General features: G+C 71.2%; 16 protein-coding genes and 1 pseudogene. 10 read left to right on the top strand and 7 right to left on the bottom strand.

What is annotated here, in order from left to right; translation table 11 throughout:
* Positions 1-216: 216 nt before the first annotated feature.
* On the top strand, positions 217-975 hold the full coding sequence (locus DV20_RS29760; RefSeq protein ID WP_043786180.1) for a DUF2382 domain-containing protein: 759 nt from the start codon (positions 217-219) through the stop codon (positions 973-975).
* Positions 976-1,032: 57 nt separating this feature from the next.
* Here the strand turns inward: DV20_RS29760 and DV20_RS43230 are convergent, their stop codons facing one another.
* From DV20_RS43230 to DV20_RS29740, 4 genes are all read right to left on the bottom strand, one after another.
* The gene (locus DV20_RS43230) at positions 1,033-1,491 is read right to left on the bottom strand and encodes a hypothetical protein (RefSeq protein ID WP_152603777.1); all 459 of its coding nucleotides are present in this window, start codon (positions 1,489-1,491) and stop codon (positions 1,033-1,035) included.
* 103 nt (positions 1,492-1,594) lie between these two features.
* Entirely contained in the window at positions 1,595-3,484 is a 1,890-nt protein-coding gene (locus DV20_RS29750; protein WP_043786179.1) for an acyl-CoA dehydrogenase family protein, read from the bottom strand.
* Positions 3,485-3,621: 137 nt separating this feature from the next.
* On the bottom strand, positions 3,622-4,179 hold the full coding sequence (locus DV20_RS29745) for a hypothetical protein (RefSeq protein WP_043786178.1): 558 nt from the start codon (positions 4,177-4,179) through the stop codon (positions 3,622-3,624).
* An 84-nt stretch (positions 4,180-4,263) separates the two neighbouring features.
* A complete protein-coding gene (locus tag DV20_RS29740; protein ID WP_043786177.1) occupies positions 4,264-6,237 on the bottom strand; it encodes a thioredoxin domain-containing protein in 1,974 nt (657 codons plus the stop codon).
* Between the two features lie 147 nt (positions 6,238-6,384).
* Between DV20_RS29740 and DV20_RS46780 the strand changes: the two are divergent.
* The 5 genes and pseudogenes from DV20_RS46780 to DV20_RS29720 form a co-directional block, all read left to right on the top strand.
* A pseudogene (locus tag DV20_RS46780) lies at positions 6,385-6,741 on the top strand (RICIN domain-containing protein); the annotation flags it as partial.
* Between the two features lie 127 nt (positions 6,742-6,868).
* Entirely contained in the window at positions 6,869-7,441 is a 573-nt protein-coding gene (locus DV20_RS46270) for an RICIN domain-containing protein (protein WP_051736188.1), read from the top strand.
* 325 nt (positions 7,442-7,766) lie between these two features.
* Positions 7,767-7,943, top strand: a complete 177-nt coding sequence (locus tag DV20_RS46265) for a hypothetical protein (RefSeq protein WP_200876531.1) — start codon at positions 7,767-7,769, stop codon at positions 7,941-7,943.
* On the top strand, positions 7,934-9,301 hold the full coding sequence (locus DV20_RS29725; RefSeq protein ID WP_043786175.1) for a 3' terminal RNA ribose 2'-O-methyltransferase Hen1: 1,368 nt from the start codon (positions 7,934-7,936) through the stop codon (positions 9,299-9,301). The genes DV20_RS46265 and DV20_RS29725 overlap by 10 nt, the downstream gene beginning before the upstream one ends.
* The gene (locus DV20_RS29720; protein WP_043786174.1) at positions 9,298-11,790 is read left to right on the top strand and encodes a polynucleotide kinase-phosphatase; all 2,493 of its coding nucleotides are present in this window, start codon (positions 9,298-9,300) and stop codon (positions 11,788-11,790) included. Before DV20_RS29725 ends, DV20_RS29720 begins: the two co-directional genes overlap by 4 nt.
* A 151-nt stretch (positions 11,791-11,941) precedes the next feature.
* Here the strand turns inward: DV20_RS29720 and DV20_RS29715 are convergent, their stop codons facing one another.
* Entirely contained in the window at positions 11,942-12,277 is a 336-nt protein-coding gene (locus tag DV20_RS29715; protein WP_043786172.1) for a preprotein translocase subunit SecG, read from the bottom strand.
* Positions 12,274-13,194, bottom strand: a complete 921-nt coding sequence (gene mca / locus DV20_RS29710) for a mycothiol conjugate amidase Mca (RefSeq protein WP_043786170.1) — start codon at positions 13,192-13,194, stop codon at positions 12,274-12,276. The genes DV20_RS29715 and mca overlap by 4 nt, the downstream gene beginning before the upstream one ends.
* Before the next feature lie 134 nt (positions 13,195-13,328).
* Between mca and DV20_RS29705 the strand changes: the two genes are divergently transcribed.
* From DV20_RS29705 to DV20_RS29695, 3 genes are all read left to right on the top strand, one after another.
* Positions 13,329-13,784 carry a DUF4307 domain-containing protein gene (locus DV20_RS29705; RefSeq protein WP_043786168.1) on the top strand — a complete coding sequence of 152 codons (456 nt, stop codon included), beginning with the start codon at positions 13,329-13,331 and terminating at the stop codon, positions 13,782-13,784.
* Positions 13,785-13,979: 195 nt separating this feature from the next.
* Positions 13,980-14,483 (top strand): transcription elongation factor GreA, encoded by a 504-nt coding sequence (greA, locus tag DV20_RS29700; protein WP_043786166.1) that lies wholly within the window; start codon positions 13,980-13,982, stop codon positions 14,481-14,483.
* Positions 14,484-14,532: 49 nt separating this feature from the next.
* Positions 14,533-15,345: an MBL fold metallo-hydrolase gene (locus DV20_RS29695; RefSeq protein WP_043786164.1), complete on the top strand. Its 813-nt coding sequence runs from the start codon at positions 14,533-14,535 to the stop codon at positions 15,343-15,345.
* A 75-nt stretch (positions 15,346-15,420) separates the two neighbouring features.
* Here DV20_RS29695 and DV20_RS29690 read toward each other — a convergent pair whose 3' ends face one another.
* Complete coding sequence (locus DV20_RS29690) at positions 15,421-15,894, bottom strand: Lrp/AsnC family transcriptional regulator (protein ID WP_043786162.1); 474 nt, start codon at positions 15,892-15,894, stop codon at positions 15,421-15,423.
* A gap of 121 nt (positions 15,895-16,015) precedes the next feature.
* On the opposite strand from DV20_RS29690, the gene hppD reads away from it, so the two are divergent.
* Entirely contained in the window at positions 16,016-17,215 is a 1,200-nt protein-coding gene (gene hppD, locus DV20_RS29685; RefSeq protein ID WP_043786160.1) for a 4-hydroxyphenylpyruvate dioxygenase, read from the top strand.
* Positions 17,216-17,297: the final 82 nt, after the last annotated feature.

Here is a 17,297-nt window from a genome sequence, read left to right as displayed (position 1 = left end):
TCCGGGTCCACACCTTCGCGCCCCGCCGCGGTGGCCGGTCACGCCGGCGACACCGCGCTCCACCTGCGACCGAGACCCCGCGTGGCCCGCTGGTGGTGCTTCAAACGATCACGTTCAGGGGTCACCCACGGGAACACCACGACGGTTGCCGTGCTCGCCGGCGCGGCCGACGGTGGGCCTCGGCAACGAATCGACGCGAGGAAGGAGCAGGACGCGATGGCCAGGACCCTGCAGCCCGAGGAACTCATCGACAGCGCCGTGGTCGACCCGGCCGGCAACAAGCTCGGGAAGGTCGGCAACGTCTACCTCGCCGACGCGACGCACCAGCCCGAGTGGATCACCGTCAAGACCGGCCTGTTCGGCACCAAGGAAAGCTTCGTCCCGCTCTCGGGCGCGCACACGGACAGGGACGGCGTCCACGTCCAGGTGGACAAGGACAGCGTCTCCGACGCGCCCCGCATCGACGCCGACGGGCACCTTTCACCCGAGGAAAGCACGCAGCTCTACCAGCACTACGGCCTGCCGGTGCCGCGCATGTCACCGGACGGGCGGATGGACCGGGGCAAGGACCGCGGTCAGGCCGCCATGGGCGGGCGCGGGAAGAGCGACGACCGCGCCATGACGCGCGCCGAGGAACGGCTGAACGTCGGGACCGAGCAGGTCGAAACCGGGCACGTGCGGCTGCGCAAGTACGTCGTCACCGAAGAGCAGCAGGTCACCGTGCCGGTGCGGCACGAAGAGGTGCGCGTCGAGCGGGAGCCGATCACCGGCGGCCGCGGGCCGGCGGAGATCGGCGAGGCCGAGCAGGAGATGGTGCTGCACGCCGAGAAACCCGTGGTGCGCAAGGAGACCGTGCCGGTCGAGCGGGCGCGGCTGCGGAAGGAGACGGTCAGCGACGAGCAGACCGTCTCCGGCAAGGTCCGCAAGGAGCAGTTCGAGGTCACCGACGAGGACCGGAAGCACCGCCGGTCCTGATCGCCCCACAGGCTCCCGGACGGGTGGCCGGTCCCCGATACCGGCCACCCGTCTGGGTCACGACACCGCAGGTTGGACGCGCGCCAGCCGCCCGGTCAGCTCCAGCCCTTTCTTCCGCAACGACGGCGGGAACGGGGGCATCGACAACGTCATCGCCTGGTCCGAGCCGTGGATGTACAGCTCGAACTTCACCAGAATGCCCCGCTTGGGCTCGGTGATCGCGACGTGCGTCCGCGGCACGCCGAACAGCGCCTTGCCCGGGCCGCCGGTGTACGCGTCGGCCTCGAAGAACAGCAGTTGCCGATCGGTGAGCAGCAGGTAGAGCTCGCGCTGGGTGGTGATCGAGAACATCGTGCCACCGCTCAGCACCGCGGTCGCGGCGGCGAGCGCGACGTGCCGGCCCAGCACCTTCCGCAGTGAGCCGACCTTGGCCATGGCGATCACTTCGGGCGTTTCGCCCGGTTGCATCATCGGTGCGGCGGTTTCGAGCAAGCGTCTTTCGCGGCGTGCGCCCATGGGGGTTCCTTCGGGGAGAGCGGGAAGAAGAAGCGCAACGCTAAACGACGTGCGCGCGCCGCTTTCCCCCGCCCCACCAGGAAAAACCCCGCAAAACGGCCGATCAGGACGTGAGCATCGGCGCGGCGAGGAACTGCTCCGGGATCGCGAACGCGTCCACCAGCGTGCGGGCGTGCGGACGCAGCTCCGCGCACAGCCGGTTCACCGCCGACGTGACGGCCTTCGCGCGCGACGCGCTCAGGCGGCCGTGGCCCAGGAACCACGCCAGGTCCTCTTCGATCGCCGACAACGCGTACAGATCGCAGACCCGCTCCAGCAGCGCTCGCGCCTCGGGATCCGAGCAGCGCTCCACGGCCGCCGCGAAGGCCTCCAGCACCAGGCGCTCGACGTGGACGCGACCCGCGCGCAGCACGTGGTCCTGCGCCGCGTTGAACACGCCGAACGGGTCGGACGCCGCCTTGCGCAGGCGCTTCGCCACGCCTTCGACGACGTGGTCCTCGCGGTCCTCGAACAGCCGCAGCTGCCACTCGCGGCGGAAGAAGACTTCGGCGTCGGAGCCCACGGTGAGCGACTCGAGCGCCTTGCGCACCGAGGTCCGCTCCAGGATCGTGCTGACCACCTGGTCGGTGAAGAACCGGGCCGTCGCCAACGGCGAAAGGTCCTCGAAATCCTGTTTGTAGCTGGTCAGCAGGCCCTTCGCGACCAGCTGCAGCAGCACCGTGTTGTCGCCTTCGAACGTCGTGAAGACGTCGGTGTCGGCCTTCAGCCCGGGCAGCACGTTCTCCGCAAGGTAGCCCGCCCCGCCGCACGCCTCGCGCGCGGCCTGGATCGTCGCCGTCGCGTGCCACGTGTTGAGTGCCTTCAGCCCGGCGGCGCGCGACTCCAGCTCGCGCTGCTCCTCCTCCGGCGCCGACGAGTCGATGTCGTGCAGCTTCGAAACCAGCTCTTCCTGGGCGAAGTGCAGCGCGTACGTCTTCGCCAGCGCCGGCAGCAGCTTCCGCTGGTGCCCGAGGTAGTCGAGGATGACGACCTCGTCGCCGTCCGGCTTCATGAACTGGTGCCGGTGCTCGCCGTAGCGGATGGCCAGGGCCAGCGCGCGCTTGGTCGCGCTCCCCGCGCTGCCGCCGACGCTCACCCGGCCGCGGATCAGCGTGCCCAGCATCGTGAAGAAGCGGCGGCTGTCGCTCTCGATCGGGCTCGAGTACGTCCCGTCTTCGGCGACGTCGCCGAAGCGGTTCAGCAGGGCTTCGCGCGGAACGCGGACGTTGTCGAAAGCCAGCCGTCCGTTGTCGACACCGTTGAGGCCCGCCTTCGGTCCGCAGTCCTCAATGGACACACCAGGCACCGGGTTGCCGTCGTCGTCGCGGATCGGCACCAGGAACGCGTGCACGCCCCGCGATTCGCCGCCGGTGATCAGCTGCGCGAAGACCACCGCCAGCCGGCCGTCGCGGGCCGCGTTGCCGATGTATTCCTTGCGGGCCATGGCGTCCGGCGTGTGGATGACGAAGCCGCCGTCGGCGAAGGTCGCCGTGGTGCGCAGGTGCTGGACGTCGGAGCCGTGGCCGTGCTCGGTCATCGCGAAGCAGCCCAGGACGTCGAGATCGATGATCGCGCGCAGGTACCGCTCGTGGTGGCGCTCGGTGCCGAGCAACTGGACGGCGCCGCCGAACAGGCCCCACTGCACGCCGGCCTTCACCATCAGCGACAGGTCGCCGTAGCCGAGCATCTCGAACGACGTCACCGAGCCGCCGACGTCGCCACCGCCGCCGTACGCCGGGTCGAAGCCCAGGCCGGGCCGGTCCGTGGCGGCGAGCGCACGCAGCTGGTCGAGCACCTGGGCCCGGTGCGCCTCGATGCCGAGGTCCACCGGGTCCCGGAACTCCGCTTCGGCCATCTGCGCCCGCACCCCGCGGCGCAGCTCGGCCCAGCGACCGTCGAGGACGGCGGTCAGTGCGTCCGGATCCACCTTCGCGGGCACTTCGGGAACGTCCACGGCTACCTCCGGAAAGGACGAACGGCAGGCTTCCTACTCGTTGGTAGTAAGCCTGCCGCAGCGCCGGCGATCCCGCAGGTTCAGATCGGCTCGCCGACGATCGTCACACCTGGGAACCGGACGTTGTCCACGACCCCTCAGCCCAGATCGGGGCCCTTGGAACGCAGGTCGTCGACCTTGGTCATCGCCTCCCGCAGCTCGCCCAGCCAGCTGTCCGCGTGCTGGCCAACCAGGCGCACCGCCCACGCGAGGGCGTCCGAACGCGACCGGGCCACGCCCGCGTCCACCAGCGTGTCCAGCACCAGGCGCTCCGGCTGGCGCAGGCGCGTCATCACCGGGGCCGAATGCGTCGTGAACAGCGCCGTCGTGCCGCCCAGGCGGGCGCCCCACGACACCTTGCGCTGGTAGCGGTGCTCGGCCTGGCGGGCGATTTCGATCCGCTCGTCGCGCGTCTCCTCGCGGTACCGGCTGATCCGGCCCTCTTCGGCCGCCGCGCGGGCCGCGTCGTCTGCGTACTCCTCCGTCAGGGCCGGGAGCTCGCCGACCACGATGATCTCTTCGCGGTCGACCGTGACCTTTGGTGCGCCCGTGAACCAGCCGTCGGGCAGGCGGCCGCCGAACCAGGCCGCCGCGTCGTCCGCCGGCGGTACCTCGGCCTGCTGCCAGCCTCGGCCTCCACGCCATCCGCGTCCCATGTCGTACCTCCGGATTACATGATTACATCGCTACCGAAGTTACGCCGAACCGTCGGCCATCGATACGGCGTTCACCCAGGGCGATCAGAGCAGCCCGGTCAGCTCCTCGACCGAGGTCACCGGGCGGTCGCAGACGTAACCCCGGCACACGTAGGCCGCCGGGGCGCCGGCGACCAGGGGACGGTCGGCCAGCAGCGGGACGCCCGGCGCGTCCGGCTCGCCCGCCAGCACGATGCCGCCGCCGTGCACCCCCCGGGCGGCCGCCAGCCGCAACGCCGTGTCCGCGCCGACCACCGCGACCTGCACCGGACCGGCCTGCATCGCTTCGGCCACCGACAGCCAGTGCCCGGCGAACCGCGGCACCCGCCCGGCCAGCACCCCGGCGCGGCGCAGCGCCTGCTCGGCCGCGTCCCGGTAGCGGGCCGAATCGGCGTGCCCGGCGAGCGCGGACGCCGTCAGCAGCGCCCCGGCCAGCGCGGACGCCCCCGACGGGCTCGCGTTGTCGCCCGGGTCGGCCGGGCGCTGGACCAGCGTCTCGGCGTCGTCGGCCGTGTCGAAGTACGCGCCCGGGACGTCCGGGGACGCGAAGTGCGCCAGTGCCAGGTCGAGCAGCCGGGTCGCTTCGGTGAGCCACTTCGCGTCGCCGGTCGCCTGGTGCAGCGCGAGGAATCCGTCGGCGACGCAGGCGTAGTCCTCCAGCACGCCGTCGGATGCGCCGACGACGCCGTCGCGCGAACTGCGCCGCAGCCGTCCGTCGACCACGTGCACCCGGAGCAGCAGCTCGGCCGCGGAAGTCGCCCACTCGATCCACTGTGGACGATCCAGCGCGGCACCCGCCTCGGCCAGCGCCGTGATCGCCAGGCCGTTCCAGGACGCGATCACCTTGTCGTCCCGGCCCGGCTGCGGCCGTTTCGCCCGCGCGTCCAGGAGCTTGACGCGCATCGGCTCCGGCAGGTCGCCGAAGAGGCGCAACGTCGACGCGCCGTCCTCGAAGGTGCCCTCCTCGGTGACGCCGAACAGCTCGGCCGCGGCCGGAGCGTCGTCGCCGAGGACTTCGCGCAGCTGCGACGGCGTCCAGACGTACGTCAGGCCTTCGACGCCTTCGGTGTCCGCGTCCAGCGAAGACGCGAAGCCGCCTTCGGGCGTTCGCAGGCCTTCGAAGAGGAACGCCGCCGTCCCGGTGGCGACCCGCAACGCCGTGGCCGAGCCGGTGCGCCGCCAGAGGTGCGCGTAGAAGCGCAGGAGCAACGCGTTGTCGTACAACATCTTCTCGAAGTGCGGCACGATCCACTCGGCGTCGACGGAGTAGCGCGCGAAGCCGCCGGCCAGCTGGTCGTACAGGCCGCCGCGGGCCATCGCCTCGGCCGTGGACTCCACCAGGGACAGCGCGACCGCCGATCCGGTGCGCTCGTGGTGGCGCAGCAGGAACTCCAGGACCATCGACGGCGGGAACTTGGGCGCGCGGCCGAACCCGCCGTTGACCCGGTCCGCCTCCTGCTCCAGCTTCCCGACCGCGCCGGCGAGCACGGCTTCGTCCACAACGGACTCCTGGAGCGGCCCGGTCTGCTCGGCGAGGTGCGCGACGATCTGCTTGGCGCCGTCCAGCAGCTCGTCCGGCCGCTCCTGCCACGCCTCGGTGACGGCGGCCAGGAGCTGCCGGAACGACGGCATGCCCGGCCGCGGGGACGGCGGGTAGTAGGTGCCGCAGTGGAACGGCTCGCCGTCCGGGGTGAGGAAGCAGGTCATCGGCCAGCCGCCCTGGCCGGTCATCGCCTGGGTGGCGGCCATGTAGACGGCGTCGATGTCGGGCCGCTCCTCGCGGTCGACCTTGATGTTGACGAAGTTCCCGTTCATCAGCGCCGCGGTGCCGGCGTCCTCGAACGACTCGTGCGCCATGACGTGGCACCAGTGGCAGGCGGCGTACCCGACGGAAAGCAGGATCGGCACGTTCCGCCGCTTCGCCTCGGCGAGCGCTTCGGGCCCCCACGGCCACCAGTCGACGGGGTTGTCCGCGTGCTGGAGCAGGTACGGGCTGGTCGCGTGCGCGAGGCGGTTCATGTGTCCAGGGTGGCACCCGGGAAAAGCGGGCGCGCGGCAGCCGCGGAAAATCTCGCGGGCCGCGGCAACCTTCCCGGGCCGGCGGCAACCCGGTGTCGTCCGGCCACGCGGTCCGGTCAGCCGCAGCGACCGAAAGAGAGCACCGACATGTCCCCTCGCCCACCCACGCCCTCGCCGGCGTCCCCCGACGGCGGCCGTGACCGCCCGGCGGCCCTTCGGGGACGGCGTCGCAGCCGCCGGTTCTTCCGGCGCCGGGCCTTCTGGGCGGCCGTCGTCCTGTCCGTCGTAACCGGTTCCGTGGTCGTGGTCAGCACGGCCTCGGCGGGAACCGTGGACCCGAAGTCCTGGTACGTCCTGGTCAACCGCACCAGCGGGGCGGCGCTGGACGGCCTCGGCTACGTCAGGAACGACGGTGCGGCGGTGGTCCAGTGGGGCCGGCACGACGGGACCAACCAGCAGCGGCGGTTCATCGACGCGGGTGACGGCTACTACCGGCTGCAGAACCGCAACTCCGGCAACGTGCTGGACGACTACCGCTGGTCGAAGAGCCCCGGCACCGCCTTGGTCGGAGTGGCACGACCTGAACCGCGCCAACCGGCAGTTCCGCCTGGAGAACTCGCCGGACGGCCACGTGCGCCTGATCAACCGCTTCAGCGGCATGGCCGCCGAGGTCCCGGGCGGCTCCGAGACCGGCGGCGCCCGCGTCGCCCAGCACCACGACCGGGGCGGCGCCAACCAGCAGTGGCGGCTCGTCCCGGCCGGGACCGTCGGCGGCACCGCCACGCCCACGACGTCCACCACACCGCGCATCGGCGTGGCGACGGGCCGGGCCCCGGGCAGCAGCACGGTGCTCATCGGGGGCTCGATGAACGACGCCTCGGCGACGGCCGCGCCGTTCGAGGTCCGGTACAACTACGTGCACAGCCGGCCGGCGGCTTCGTCGGACTACTACACGGCGGCGCGCTGCAAGCCCGAGTGGTCGAGCTGGTGGGGCTGCCGGACCGGCGAAACCACGGCGCCCGGCTTCTCCGTGACTTGGGGCGACCAGCACGCGGCCCAGGCCACCTACCAGGGCAAGGCGCGCCCGCAGAAGTACCTCTGGACCTGGTATTCGCTGCGCGACCTCGGTGATGCGGCGGGCCAGGCGACGGTCCCGGCGAGGTCGTCGCCATCAACCGGGCCGACCTGCTCACCCGCTACCTGAACGACTACCGCTTCTTCCTCCAGAAGATCGGCACCTCGCACGACCTGATCGACATCGAGCCCGACTTCTGGGGCTACGTCCGCTCACTCGGCCGCCCGCAGCAGGTCGCGCGCAGGTCAAGGCCGCGAATCCGGCGGACTGCGGCGCGCAGGAGAACAGCGCCGCCGGCCTGGCCCGGTGCCTGGTGGCGATGACGCACAAGTACGCGCCGAACGCGGGCGCGGGGCTCCACCTCACCTGCTGGGACTGGGAGACCAACCTCCAACGGTGTGTGAAGGACTACGCGGAACTCGGCGCGTAGAACGCCGACTTCCTGGTCAGCGACGTGTCGGACCGCGACGCCGGCTGGTACGCGAATCCGGCGAACGGCGGCCGCAACACGTTCTGGACCGGCCAGCAGGCCGCGGCCGCACTGAAGTTCTCCAAAACCACCGACCGCGCACCCGGGAAAACCGGGCGCGCGGTCACCCGCCCGTCGGCCACACTGACGCGGTGTTGCTGACGATCACCACGACCCGCGACCCCGCGACCGACCTGGGCTTTCTGCTGCACAAGCACCCGGAGAAGGTGCAGTCGGTCGCGCTGTCCGCCGGCACCGCGCACGTCTTCTACCCGGAGGCGTCGCCCGGACGCTGCACCGCCGCGCTGTTCGTCGAGATCGATCCGGTCGAGCTCGTCCGCGGCGGTGGGACGTCACTGACGCAGTACGTCAACGACCGGCCGTACGCCGGGGGCTCGTACCTCGCGGTCGCGCTGCGGGCCGCGTTCACGACGGCGCTCGCGGGCCGGTGCGCCGCGCGGCCCGAACTCGTCGACGAGCCCTTCGACCTGGAGATCCACGTGCCGTCGCTGTCGGCCCGGGGTGGGGCCGAGGTGGTGCACAAGCTGTTCGAGCCGCTCGGCTGGCGCGTTTCGGCGACGCCGATCCCGCTCGACCCGGAGTTCCCGCAGTGGGGCGACAGTCGTTATGTCGACTTGCGGCTCACCGGCACCCAGCGGGTCGCCGACGCCCTGCGCCACCTGTACGTCCTGCTGCCGGCGCTCGACGGCGACAAGCACTACTGGGTCGGCCAGGACGAGGCCGACAAGCTGCTGCGCGCGGGCGACGGCTGGCTCGCCGCGCACCCCGAGCGGACGCTCATCACCCACCGCTACCTGGAGCGGCGCCGCCCGGTCGTCGCGTACGCGCTTTCGCGGCTGGCCGAGGCGGACGACGTCCCGGCGGAGGCCGAAGCACTGGTCACGGAGGTGCCGGACAAGCCCGAGAGCCTCGCGTCGCAGCGGCACGGCAGCGTGCTCGCCGCGCTGCGGGCCGCGGGCGCCCGGCGCGTGCTGGACCTCGGGTGCGGCTCCGGCGCGCTGCTGCGCGTGCTCGAAAAGGAGCGGTCGTTCACCGAGATCGTCGGCGTGGACGTCTCGAGCAGTGCGTTGGCCATCGCGGAGAAGCGGCTGAAGGAACATTCCCGCGTCACGCTGCGGCAGTCCGCGCTGACCTACGCCGACCCGGCACTGGCCGGGTTCGACGCCGCCGTGCTCATGGAGGTCGTCGAGCACGTCGACGCCGACCGGCTGCCCGCCCTCGAACACGCCGTGTTCGGCGTCGCGGCGCCGCGCACGGTGCTCGTCACCACGCCCAACGCGGAGTACAACCGGCTGTTCGAGTTCCTGCCGATGGGGCATTTCCGGCACGCCGACCACCGGTTCGAATGGACCCGAGCCGAGTTCCGCGCCTGGGCGGACGGCGTCGCGACCCGGCGCGGCTACGACGTCCGGTACCTGCCGATCGGACCGGAGGACCAGGAATCGGGACCGCCGACCCAGATGGCGGTCTTCACCACCCAAAAGGAGGTGGCCGCGTGAAGCTGACCGTCCCCGACATGGCGCTCGTCGTGCTCGTCGGCGCTTCCGGCTCCGGCAAGTCGACGTTCGCGCGCATGCACTTCGCGCCGACGCAGGTGCTTTCCAGCGACTTCTTCCGCGGGCTCGTCGCCGACGACGAGAACGACCAGTCGGCCTCCGCCGACGCCTTCGACGCGCTGCACTACGTCGCGGCGAAGCGGCTCGCGGCCGGGCGGACGACCGTCATCGACGCGACGAACGTCCAGCGTGCTTCGCGGGCGAGCCTGGTGAAGCTCGCGAAGGAGCACGACGTGCTGCCGACGGCGATCGTGCTCGACCTGCCGCTCGGTGTCTGCGTCGCGCGCAACGCCGGACGGCCCGACCGCGACTTCGGCGACCACGTGGTCCGGCGGCAGCGCGGTGAGCTGCAGCGGTCGCTGAAGTCGCTGGAGCGCGAGGGTTTCCGGCGCGTGCACGTGCTGCGGTCCGAAGCCGAGGTGGCCGCGGCGGAGATCGTCGTCGAGCCGCTGCGCAACGACAAGCGCGCGCTGACCGGGCCGTTCGACGTGATCGGCGACGTCCACGGCTGCGTGGCCGAGCTGGAGGAACTGCTGGCCGCACTGGGGTACGCCGACGGCGTGCACCCGGACGGGCGGACCGCGGTGTTCGTCGGCGACCTCGTCGACCGCGGCCCGGACACCCCGGGCGTGCTGCGGCGGGTGATGGGGATGGCGGCCGCCGGCAACGCGCTCGTCGTGTGCGGGAACCACGAGCAGAAGCTGGTGCGCGCGCTGCACGGGCGCAAGGTCAACGTCGCCCACGGGCTCGCCGAGTCGCTGGAGCAGCTCGGTGCGGAGAGCGAGGAGTTCCGCCGTCAGGTGCACGAGTTCTGCGACGGGCTCATCGCGCACTACGTCCTCGACGGCGGGAAGCTCGTCGTCGCGCACGCCGGGCTGCCGGAGCGGTACCACGGGCGCGCGTCCGGGCGGGTGCGCAGCATGGCCCTCTACGGCGACACGACCGGCGAGACCGACGAGTACGGCTTGCCGGTGCGGCTGCCGTGGGCGCGTGACTATCGCGGGTCGGCGATGGTGCTCTACGGGCACACGCCGACGCTGGAGCCGGAATGGGTCAACAACACGATGTGCCTCGACACCGGCGCCGTCTTCGGCGGGAAGCTGACCGCGCTGCGCTACCCGGAGCGCGAAGTCGTCTCCGTGAAGGCACACCGGGTCTGGTACGAGCCTTCGCGGCCGCTCGACGCTTCGCGGCCGTTGGGCGGGCGTGAGCCGGCGGTGCTGGAGCTGGCCGACGTCACCGGGAAGCGGATCGTGCAGACCGCGCACCACGGCCGCGTCGGCGTCTCCGCGGAGCAGTCGGCGGCGGCGCTGGAGGTGATGAGCCGGTTCGCGGTCGACCCGCGGTGGCTGGCGTACCTGCCGCCGACGATGGCGCCGTGTTCGACGTCGTCGCGCCCGGACCACCTGGAGCACCCGGAGGAGGCGTTCGCCGAGTACCGGGCGGCCGGGGTCGAAACCGTGCTGTGCGAAGAGAAGCACATGGGCTCGCGGGCCGTCGTGCTGGTCTGCCGGGACGACGAGGTGGCGTACCGCCGCTTCGGGATCCGCGGCGGTGGCGCCGTGTACACGCGGACCGGGCGCCCGTTCTTCTCGGCTCCGCAGAACGATGCGCTTTTGGCGGACGTGCGTGCGGCGGCGGCCGGGCTGTTCGAGGAGCTGGACTCGGGCTGGCTGCTGCTCGACGCCGAGCTGCTGCCGTGGAGCGCGAAGGCCGGCTCGCTCATCGCGGACCAGTACGCGTCGGTGGGCGCGGCCGCCCAGGCGGTGCTGCCGGCGGCGGTCTCGGCCTTGGCGACGACGGCCGCCCGGGGCATCGACGTCTCGGACCTATTGGCGCGAACGGCTTCCCGCTCCTCCACAGTGGACTCCTACCGGACGGCGTACCGGCGTTACTGCTGGCCGACGTCGGGCCTGGACGGGGTGCGGCTCGCGCCGTTCCAGCTGCTGGCGTCCGAGGGGAAGGCCTACCACGACCGGCCGCACGCGTGGCACCTGTCGCTGTTGGATGGCCTCGCGGGGCCGCGCTTCCAGCGGACCCGGACGCTGGAGGTGAACCTGCTGGACGAGGCCTCGGTCACCGGCGGCGTCGCGTGGTGGGAAGAGCTGACGGGGGCCGGCGGCGAGGGCATGGTCGTCAAGCCGGCGGCGAACCTCACCCGGGGGCCGCGCGGCCTGGTCCAGCCGGGGGTGAAGGTGCGCGGGCGCGAGTACCTGCGGATCATCTACGGGCCGGACTACACGCTGCCGGAGAACCTGGAGCGGCTGCGCAAGCGCGGGCTCAACCGCAAGCGGATGCTCGCGCTGCGCGAGTACGCGCTCGGCCTGGAGGCCCTGGAGCGCGTCGCGCGGGGCGAGCCGCTGTGGCGCGTGCACGAGTGCGTGTTCGCCGTGCTCGCGCTGGAGTCGGATCCGGTGGACCCGCGGCTGTGAGCCCGTCCGGTGGCCCCCTGGCTCACCTCGCCGAGTGGGCCGCGGAGAACCAGGGGGCACTGTCCTCGACGTTCTGACCCGCGGCCACTCACCGCGACCAACCACCGCGCACAACTACCAGAGGAGCAGCTCAACCGCTTACAGGCACGCCCTAGTTGGCCTTGGTGGCCGAGGGACCCTTTGTCGGCTTCTCGGCCACCTCCGGCTTCTCCGGCTCCGCGGTGGCCTCAGGCTGCTTCGCCTCGGGCTGCTCCTCCGCGGGCGGGTCGTCGAAGCTGGCCGGGACGCGCTTGAGGTGCTTGGTCATCGAGCGCACCAGGAAGGCCACCGCGATGAGGAACAGGATCAGCACCAGGAAGCCGACCGGGGAGGACTTGCCGAAGTCCTCCCCCTGCCCGCCGTTGTCGCCGTTGCCCGGCTGCTGCGCCAGCACCAGGGCCGACGCGGTCACCGGAAGGGCCACGCCGGCCGGCAGCGTCAGACTCATGTGTCCACCTTCTCCTCGGCGCCGGTGATGCCGGCGAACAGGTCGTCCTCCGGCAACGTGCTGTCGACCAGCGACTTCACCAGCTCGTACTCCTCGGTCGGCCAGACCTCCCGCTGCATCTCCCGCGGCACGGCGAACCAGCGGCTGGTCGGGTCGATCTGCGTGGCGTGCGCCTTCAGGGCCTCGTCCCGCACCTCGAAGTATTCACTGCACTCGACGCGGGTCGTCACCCGCTCCATCACATCGCCCCGCTCGGGATCCCAGTTGGCCAGCCACTCGGTGTACGGCGACTCGAGGCCGGCCGCCTTCAGCGCCTCGTCGAACAGGAGCATCCGGGCGCGCGAGAAGCCGTGCACGTAGTACAGCTTCAGCGGCTGCCACGGCTCGCCGGCGTCGGGGAAGCGCTCGGGGTCCGGCGCCGCGTCCCACGCCGCCATCGTCACCTCGTGGGTGCGGATGTGGTCGGGGTGCGGGTAGCCGCCGTTCTCGTCGTAGGTGGTGATGACGTGCGGGCGGAACTCCCGGATCACGCGCACCAGCGCCTCGGTGGACTCCTCCAGCGGCACGACGGCGAACGAGCCCTCGGGCACCGGCGGCAGCGGGTCGCCCTCCGGCAGGCCGGAGTCGACGAAGCCCAGCCAGCGCTGGCTGACGCCGAGGATCTTGGCCGCGCGGGCCATCTCCTCGCGGCGGATCTCGGTCATGTTGGCCAGCACCTCGGGCCGGTCCATGGCCGGGTTCAGGATGCTGCCGGCTTCGCCCCCGGTGCACGTGACGACCAGCACCTCGTGACCTTCGGCGGCGTAGCGGGCCATCGTGGCCGCACCTTTGCTCGACTCGTCGTCCGGGTGCGCGTGCACGGCCATCAGGCGCAGGCGCGGGTTGGCGGTGTTCCTCTGCTCGTCGGCGTCCACCATGCTCCGAACGACTCCCCTTCTGCCCTTATTCCGCGACCCACCTGCGGGCCGCCCACCCAGCGGGCGGATACTCGAGACGTACCCGCGTCACCATTGTCCCCACGGGTACGACAAGAACGAGCAGGAGGCCCGGGTTGGCAGGCGGACCGGCGGAAACGGCCGTCGGCGGCAGCGCGCCCGCGCTGCCCGAAGGCCGGTACGGCACCGGACGCGCGAAGTCGTCCCGGCGCTGGCGGCGCTGGCTCTTCCTGGCCATCGCCCTGCTGGTCAGCGGCCTGATCGCCTGGGTCGCGTACGTCAACCTCGGCTCGGCGCCGATCGACGCCGAGCGCATCGCGTTCGCCGCGAAACCGGGCAACGCGATGGAGATCACCATCAACGTCACCCGGGACGACAACAACCGGCCGGGCGTGTGCGTCGTCCGCGCCCGCGACAAGACCGGCGCCGAGAGCGGCCGCAAAGAGCTCCTGATCCCGGCCGGCGCGAAGTACAGCCGGATGACCACGACGATCAAGAGCATCGGGGAACCGGTTACTGCAGACGTCTTCGGCTGCTCGTACGACATACCACGCTATCTGTCAACCCCATAGCGGCCAACGGGGTGAACCACGCGCTCAACGCCCAGGGTGCGGGGAAATAACGGGCGTCGACCTCTTGCGCCGTGATACTCTGACCCCTCAGCACGGTCCGCGACGGGCCGTGTTTTTCCTTTATCTCAGCCACGCGGGCGACTTTGCCCGCGTGGGCCGGCTTGAACACGCAAGCCTGGCAGGCCCGACGAGGAGATGGTGACCGTGAGCGACACCAAGGTGACCTGGCTCACCCAGGATGCCTACGACCGGCTCAAGCAGGAGCTCGACGAAATGATCGAGAACCGCCCGGTCATCGCCGCGCGCATCAACGACAGCCGCGAAGAGGGTGACCTCAAGGAAAACGGGGGTTACCACGCGGCTCGCGAGGAGCAGGGCCAGGCCGAAGCGCGCATCCGCCACCTGCAGGAGCTGCTGCGCTCGGCCAAGGTCGGCGAGGCGCCCGCGAACGACGGCACCGCCGGTCCCGGCAAGGTGCTCACCGTCCGCTACGAGGGGGACGACGAGGACGAGAAGTTCCTGCTCGCCACCCGCGAAGAGGGCGCCGAGGGCGAGCTGGACGTGTACTCCCCGGAGTCGCCGCTGGGCAAGGCCCTGCTCGGCGCCAAAGAGGGCGAGTCCCGCGAGTACGAGCTGCCCAACGGCAAGGTCCAGAAGGTGACGCTCGTGAAGGCGGTTCCCTACACCGACGCCAAGTAGCCGCGGCTAGGTTGTCCTCCCAGGATCCACATTCTGGGAGGACTGAGTCGTGAGCACCGAACCGATGTGCCTGGCCTGCGGCATGCAGTACGCCGCGGCCCGCGAGGACTGCCCGATCTGCGAGGACGAACGCCAGTACGTCCCGCAGGCCGGGCAGCAGTGGACGAACCTGGCGGAGCTCCGCGAGAGCGGCACGTACACCCCGCGGATCGAGGAGCAGGGGCCCGGCATCACCGGCGTCGGCTCGAACCCGGGGTTCGCGATCGGCCAGCGCGCGCTGCTGGTGCGGGCCCGCTCGGGGAACTTCCTCTGGGACTGCGCCGCCTACCTCGACGACGCGCTGGTCCGCCGGGTGTGCGACCTGGGCGGGATCACCGGCATCGCGATCAGCCACCCGCACTACTACACGACGATGGTCGAGTGGGCGCGTGCCTTCGACGTGCCGGTCTACCTGCACGAAGCCGACCAGCAGTGGATCGGCCGGCCCGACCCGGCGGTGAAGCTGTGGTCCGGCGCGACCCTCGACGTCGCCGACGACCTGCGGCTGATCAACCTGGGCGTGCACTTCGCCGGCGGCACGGTGCTGCACTGGCCGGACGGCGAGGAGGGCCGCGGCGCGCTGCTGTCCGGCGACATCGTGCAGGTGATCCCGGACCGCACCCACGTCGGGTTCATGTACAGCTACCCGAACCTGATCCCGGAGCGCCCGCAGGTCGTCCGCCGGGCGGCGGAGCTGCTGGCCGGGTACCGCTTCGAGGCGATCTACGGGGCCTGGTGGGACGCGATCGTGCGCACCGGCGGCTTCGAGGTCGTCCAGCGTTCGGCCAAGCGCTACCTGGCCCACGTCACCGACGAAGCCTGAGCCGCCGCTTTCACGTGAAAGTGATCCGGAGGCAGTCCCTCTATGTCACTTTCACGTGAAAGTGCCGCTGGGGCATCAGTTCCGGGCGGTGCGTTCCAGCAGGGGGCGGACCCGCGGCCGCACCGGCGTCGACAGCGCGATCGACGTCGACGTGCGCAGGACGTCCGGGACGCCGACCACCTTGTCGATCACCCGCTGCAGGTCGTCGTTGCCGCGCGCGACCATCCGGACGAACAGGTCGCCCTGGCCGGTCGTCGCGTGGACCTCGCAGACCTCGTCGATCGCCGCCAGGGCCTCGGCGACCTCCGCGCGGCGGCCCTGCGCGATCTCGAGCACCGCGAACGCCGTCAGGCCGTACCCCATCGCCGCCAGGTCCAGCTCCGGCGGGAAGCCGCCGAGGATGCCGCGCTCGGTCAGGCGGTCGAGGCGGGCCTGGACCGTGCCCCGCGCCACCCCGAGGCGGCGGGCGCACTCCAGCACGCCCAGGCGCGGGGAATCCGTGAGCAACAGCAGCAGCCGCGCGTCCAGTGCGTCGAGGTTCTCCGACATGCTCTCTTCCCTGCGCAAGTTGTCCATCGTGACCGGCGATGTCCGGCAATGACCATGCAGATTGTCCAGCAAAAGCTGAGACCATTGCACATCTTGCCCCACAAGGCCGATCCTTCGGGGTATGACCCAGACTGCCGAACCCCAGGGTGCCCTCGACGACGTCAGCTACGACCAGCTGCGTCAGCTGGTCGGGCTCGTCGACCACGACGCCTCGACCGACCCGTTCCCGGTCAAGGCCATGGACGCGGTGGTGTTCATCGCCGGCAACGCCACCCAGACCGCCTGGTACTACCAGATCGCGTTCGGGATGCAGCTCGTCGCGTACTCCGGTCCCGAGACCGGCGTCTACGACCGCAAGTCCTACGTGCTGAAGTCCGGCTCGGCCCGGTTCGTCATCTCCGGCGGCGTGAAGCCGGACTCGCCGCTGCTGGACCACCACCGCAAGCACGGTGACGGCGTCATCGACCTGGCGCTGGAGACCACCGACGTCGACAAGTGCGTCGAGCACGCCCGCGCGCAGGGCGCGACCATCCTCGAGGAGCCGCACGACGTCTCCGACGAGCACGGCACGGTCCGCGTCGCCGCGATCGCGACCTACGGCGAGACCCGCCACTCCCTGGTCGACCGGTCGCGCTACACCGGCGTCTACCTGCCCGGCTACGAGCCGCGCGAGAGCACGATCAAGCGGCCCGAAGGTGCGCCGAAGCGGCTGTTCCAGGCCGTCGACCACTGCGTCGGCAACGTCGAGCTCGGCAAGATGGACTACTGGGTCGACTGGTACCACCGCGTCATGGGCTTCGTGAACATGGCGGAGTTCGTCGGCGACGACATCGCGACCGAGTACTCGGCGCTGATGAGCAAGGTCGTCTCGAACGGCAACCACCGGGTCAAGTTCCCGCTGAACGAGCCCGCGGTCGCGAAGAAGAAGTCGCAGATCGACGAGTACCTCGAGTTCTACGACGGCGCGGGCTGCCAGCACATCGCGCTCGCCACCAACGACATCATCGCCACGGTGACGGCAATGCGCGCCGCCGGCGTCGAGTTCCTCGACACGCCGGACTCCTACTACGACGACCCGGAGCTGCGCGCCCGGATCGGCAACGTCCGCGTGCCGATCGAGGTGCTCAAGGAGCACAGCATCCTGGTCGACCGCGACGAGGACGGCTACCTGCTGCAGATCTTCACCAAGCCGATCGGCGACCGGCCGACCGTGTTCTACGAGCTCATCGAGCGGCACGGCTCGCTGGGCTTCGGCAAGGGCAACTTCAAGGCCCTGTTCGAGGCGATCGAGCGTGAGCAGGAGCGCCGAGGGAACCTCTGACAAATAACACCGCGAAGGCCACCTTAGGGGACTCCCGGGTCCCTTAAGGTGGCTTTTTGCGTGTTCCGGGAACCGGCCGGAC

Source organism: Amycolatopsis rifamycinica (genome assembly GCF_000695625.1).
Taxonomy (GTDB): domain Bacteria; phylum Actinomycetota; class Actinomycetes; order Mycobacteriales; family Pseudonocardiaceae; genus Amycolatopsis; species Amycolatopsis rifamycinica.
Note: the sequence above shows the minus strand (reverse complement) of the source record. Positions and strands in the feature narration are given on the sequence as shown.

Bases quoted from the DNA above. Each gene is read 5' to 3' on its own strand.
- DV20_RS29745 (WP_043786178.1), bottom strand. From the start codon at position 4,179: ATGGGACGCGGATGGCGTGGAGGCCGAGGCTGGCAGCAGGCCGAGGTA.
- mca (WP_043786170.1), bottom strand. From the start codon at position 13,194: ATGGTGGACGCCGACGAGCAGAGGAACACCGCCAACCCGCGCCTGCGC.
- DV20_RS29740 (WP_043786177.1), bottom strand. From the start codon at position 6,237: ATGAACCGCCTCGCGCACGCGACCAGCCCGTACCTGCTCCAGCACGCG.
- DV20_RS29690 (WP_043786162.1), bottom strand. From the start codon at position 15,894: ATGTCGGAGAACCTCGACGCACTGGACGCGCGGCTGCTGCTGTTGCTC.
- greA (WP_043786166.1), top strand. From the start codon at position 13,980: ATGGTGACCGTGAGCGACACCAAGGTGACCTGGCTCACCCAGGATGCC.
- DV20_RS43230 (WP_152603777.1), bottom strand. From the start codon at position 1,491: ATGGGCGCACGCCGCGAAAGACGCTTGCTCGAAACCGCCGCACCGATG.
- hppD (WP_043786160.1), top strand. From the start codon at position 16,016: ATGACCCAGACTGCCGAACCCCAGGGTGCCCTCGACGACGTCAGCTAC.
- DV20_RS29760 (WP_043786180.1), top strand. From the start codon at position 217: ATGGCCAGGACCCTGCAGCCCGAGGAACTCATCGACAGCGCCGTGGTC.
- DV20_RS29715 (WP_043786172.1), bottom strand. From the start codon at position 12,277: ATGAGTCTGACGCTGCCGGCCGGCGTGGCCCTTCCGGTGACCGCGTCG.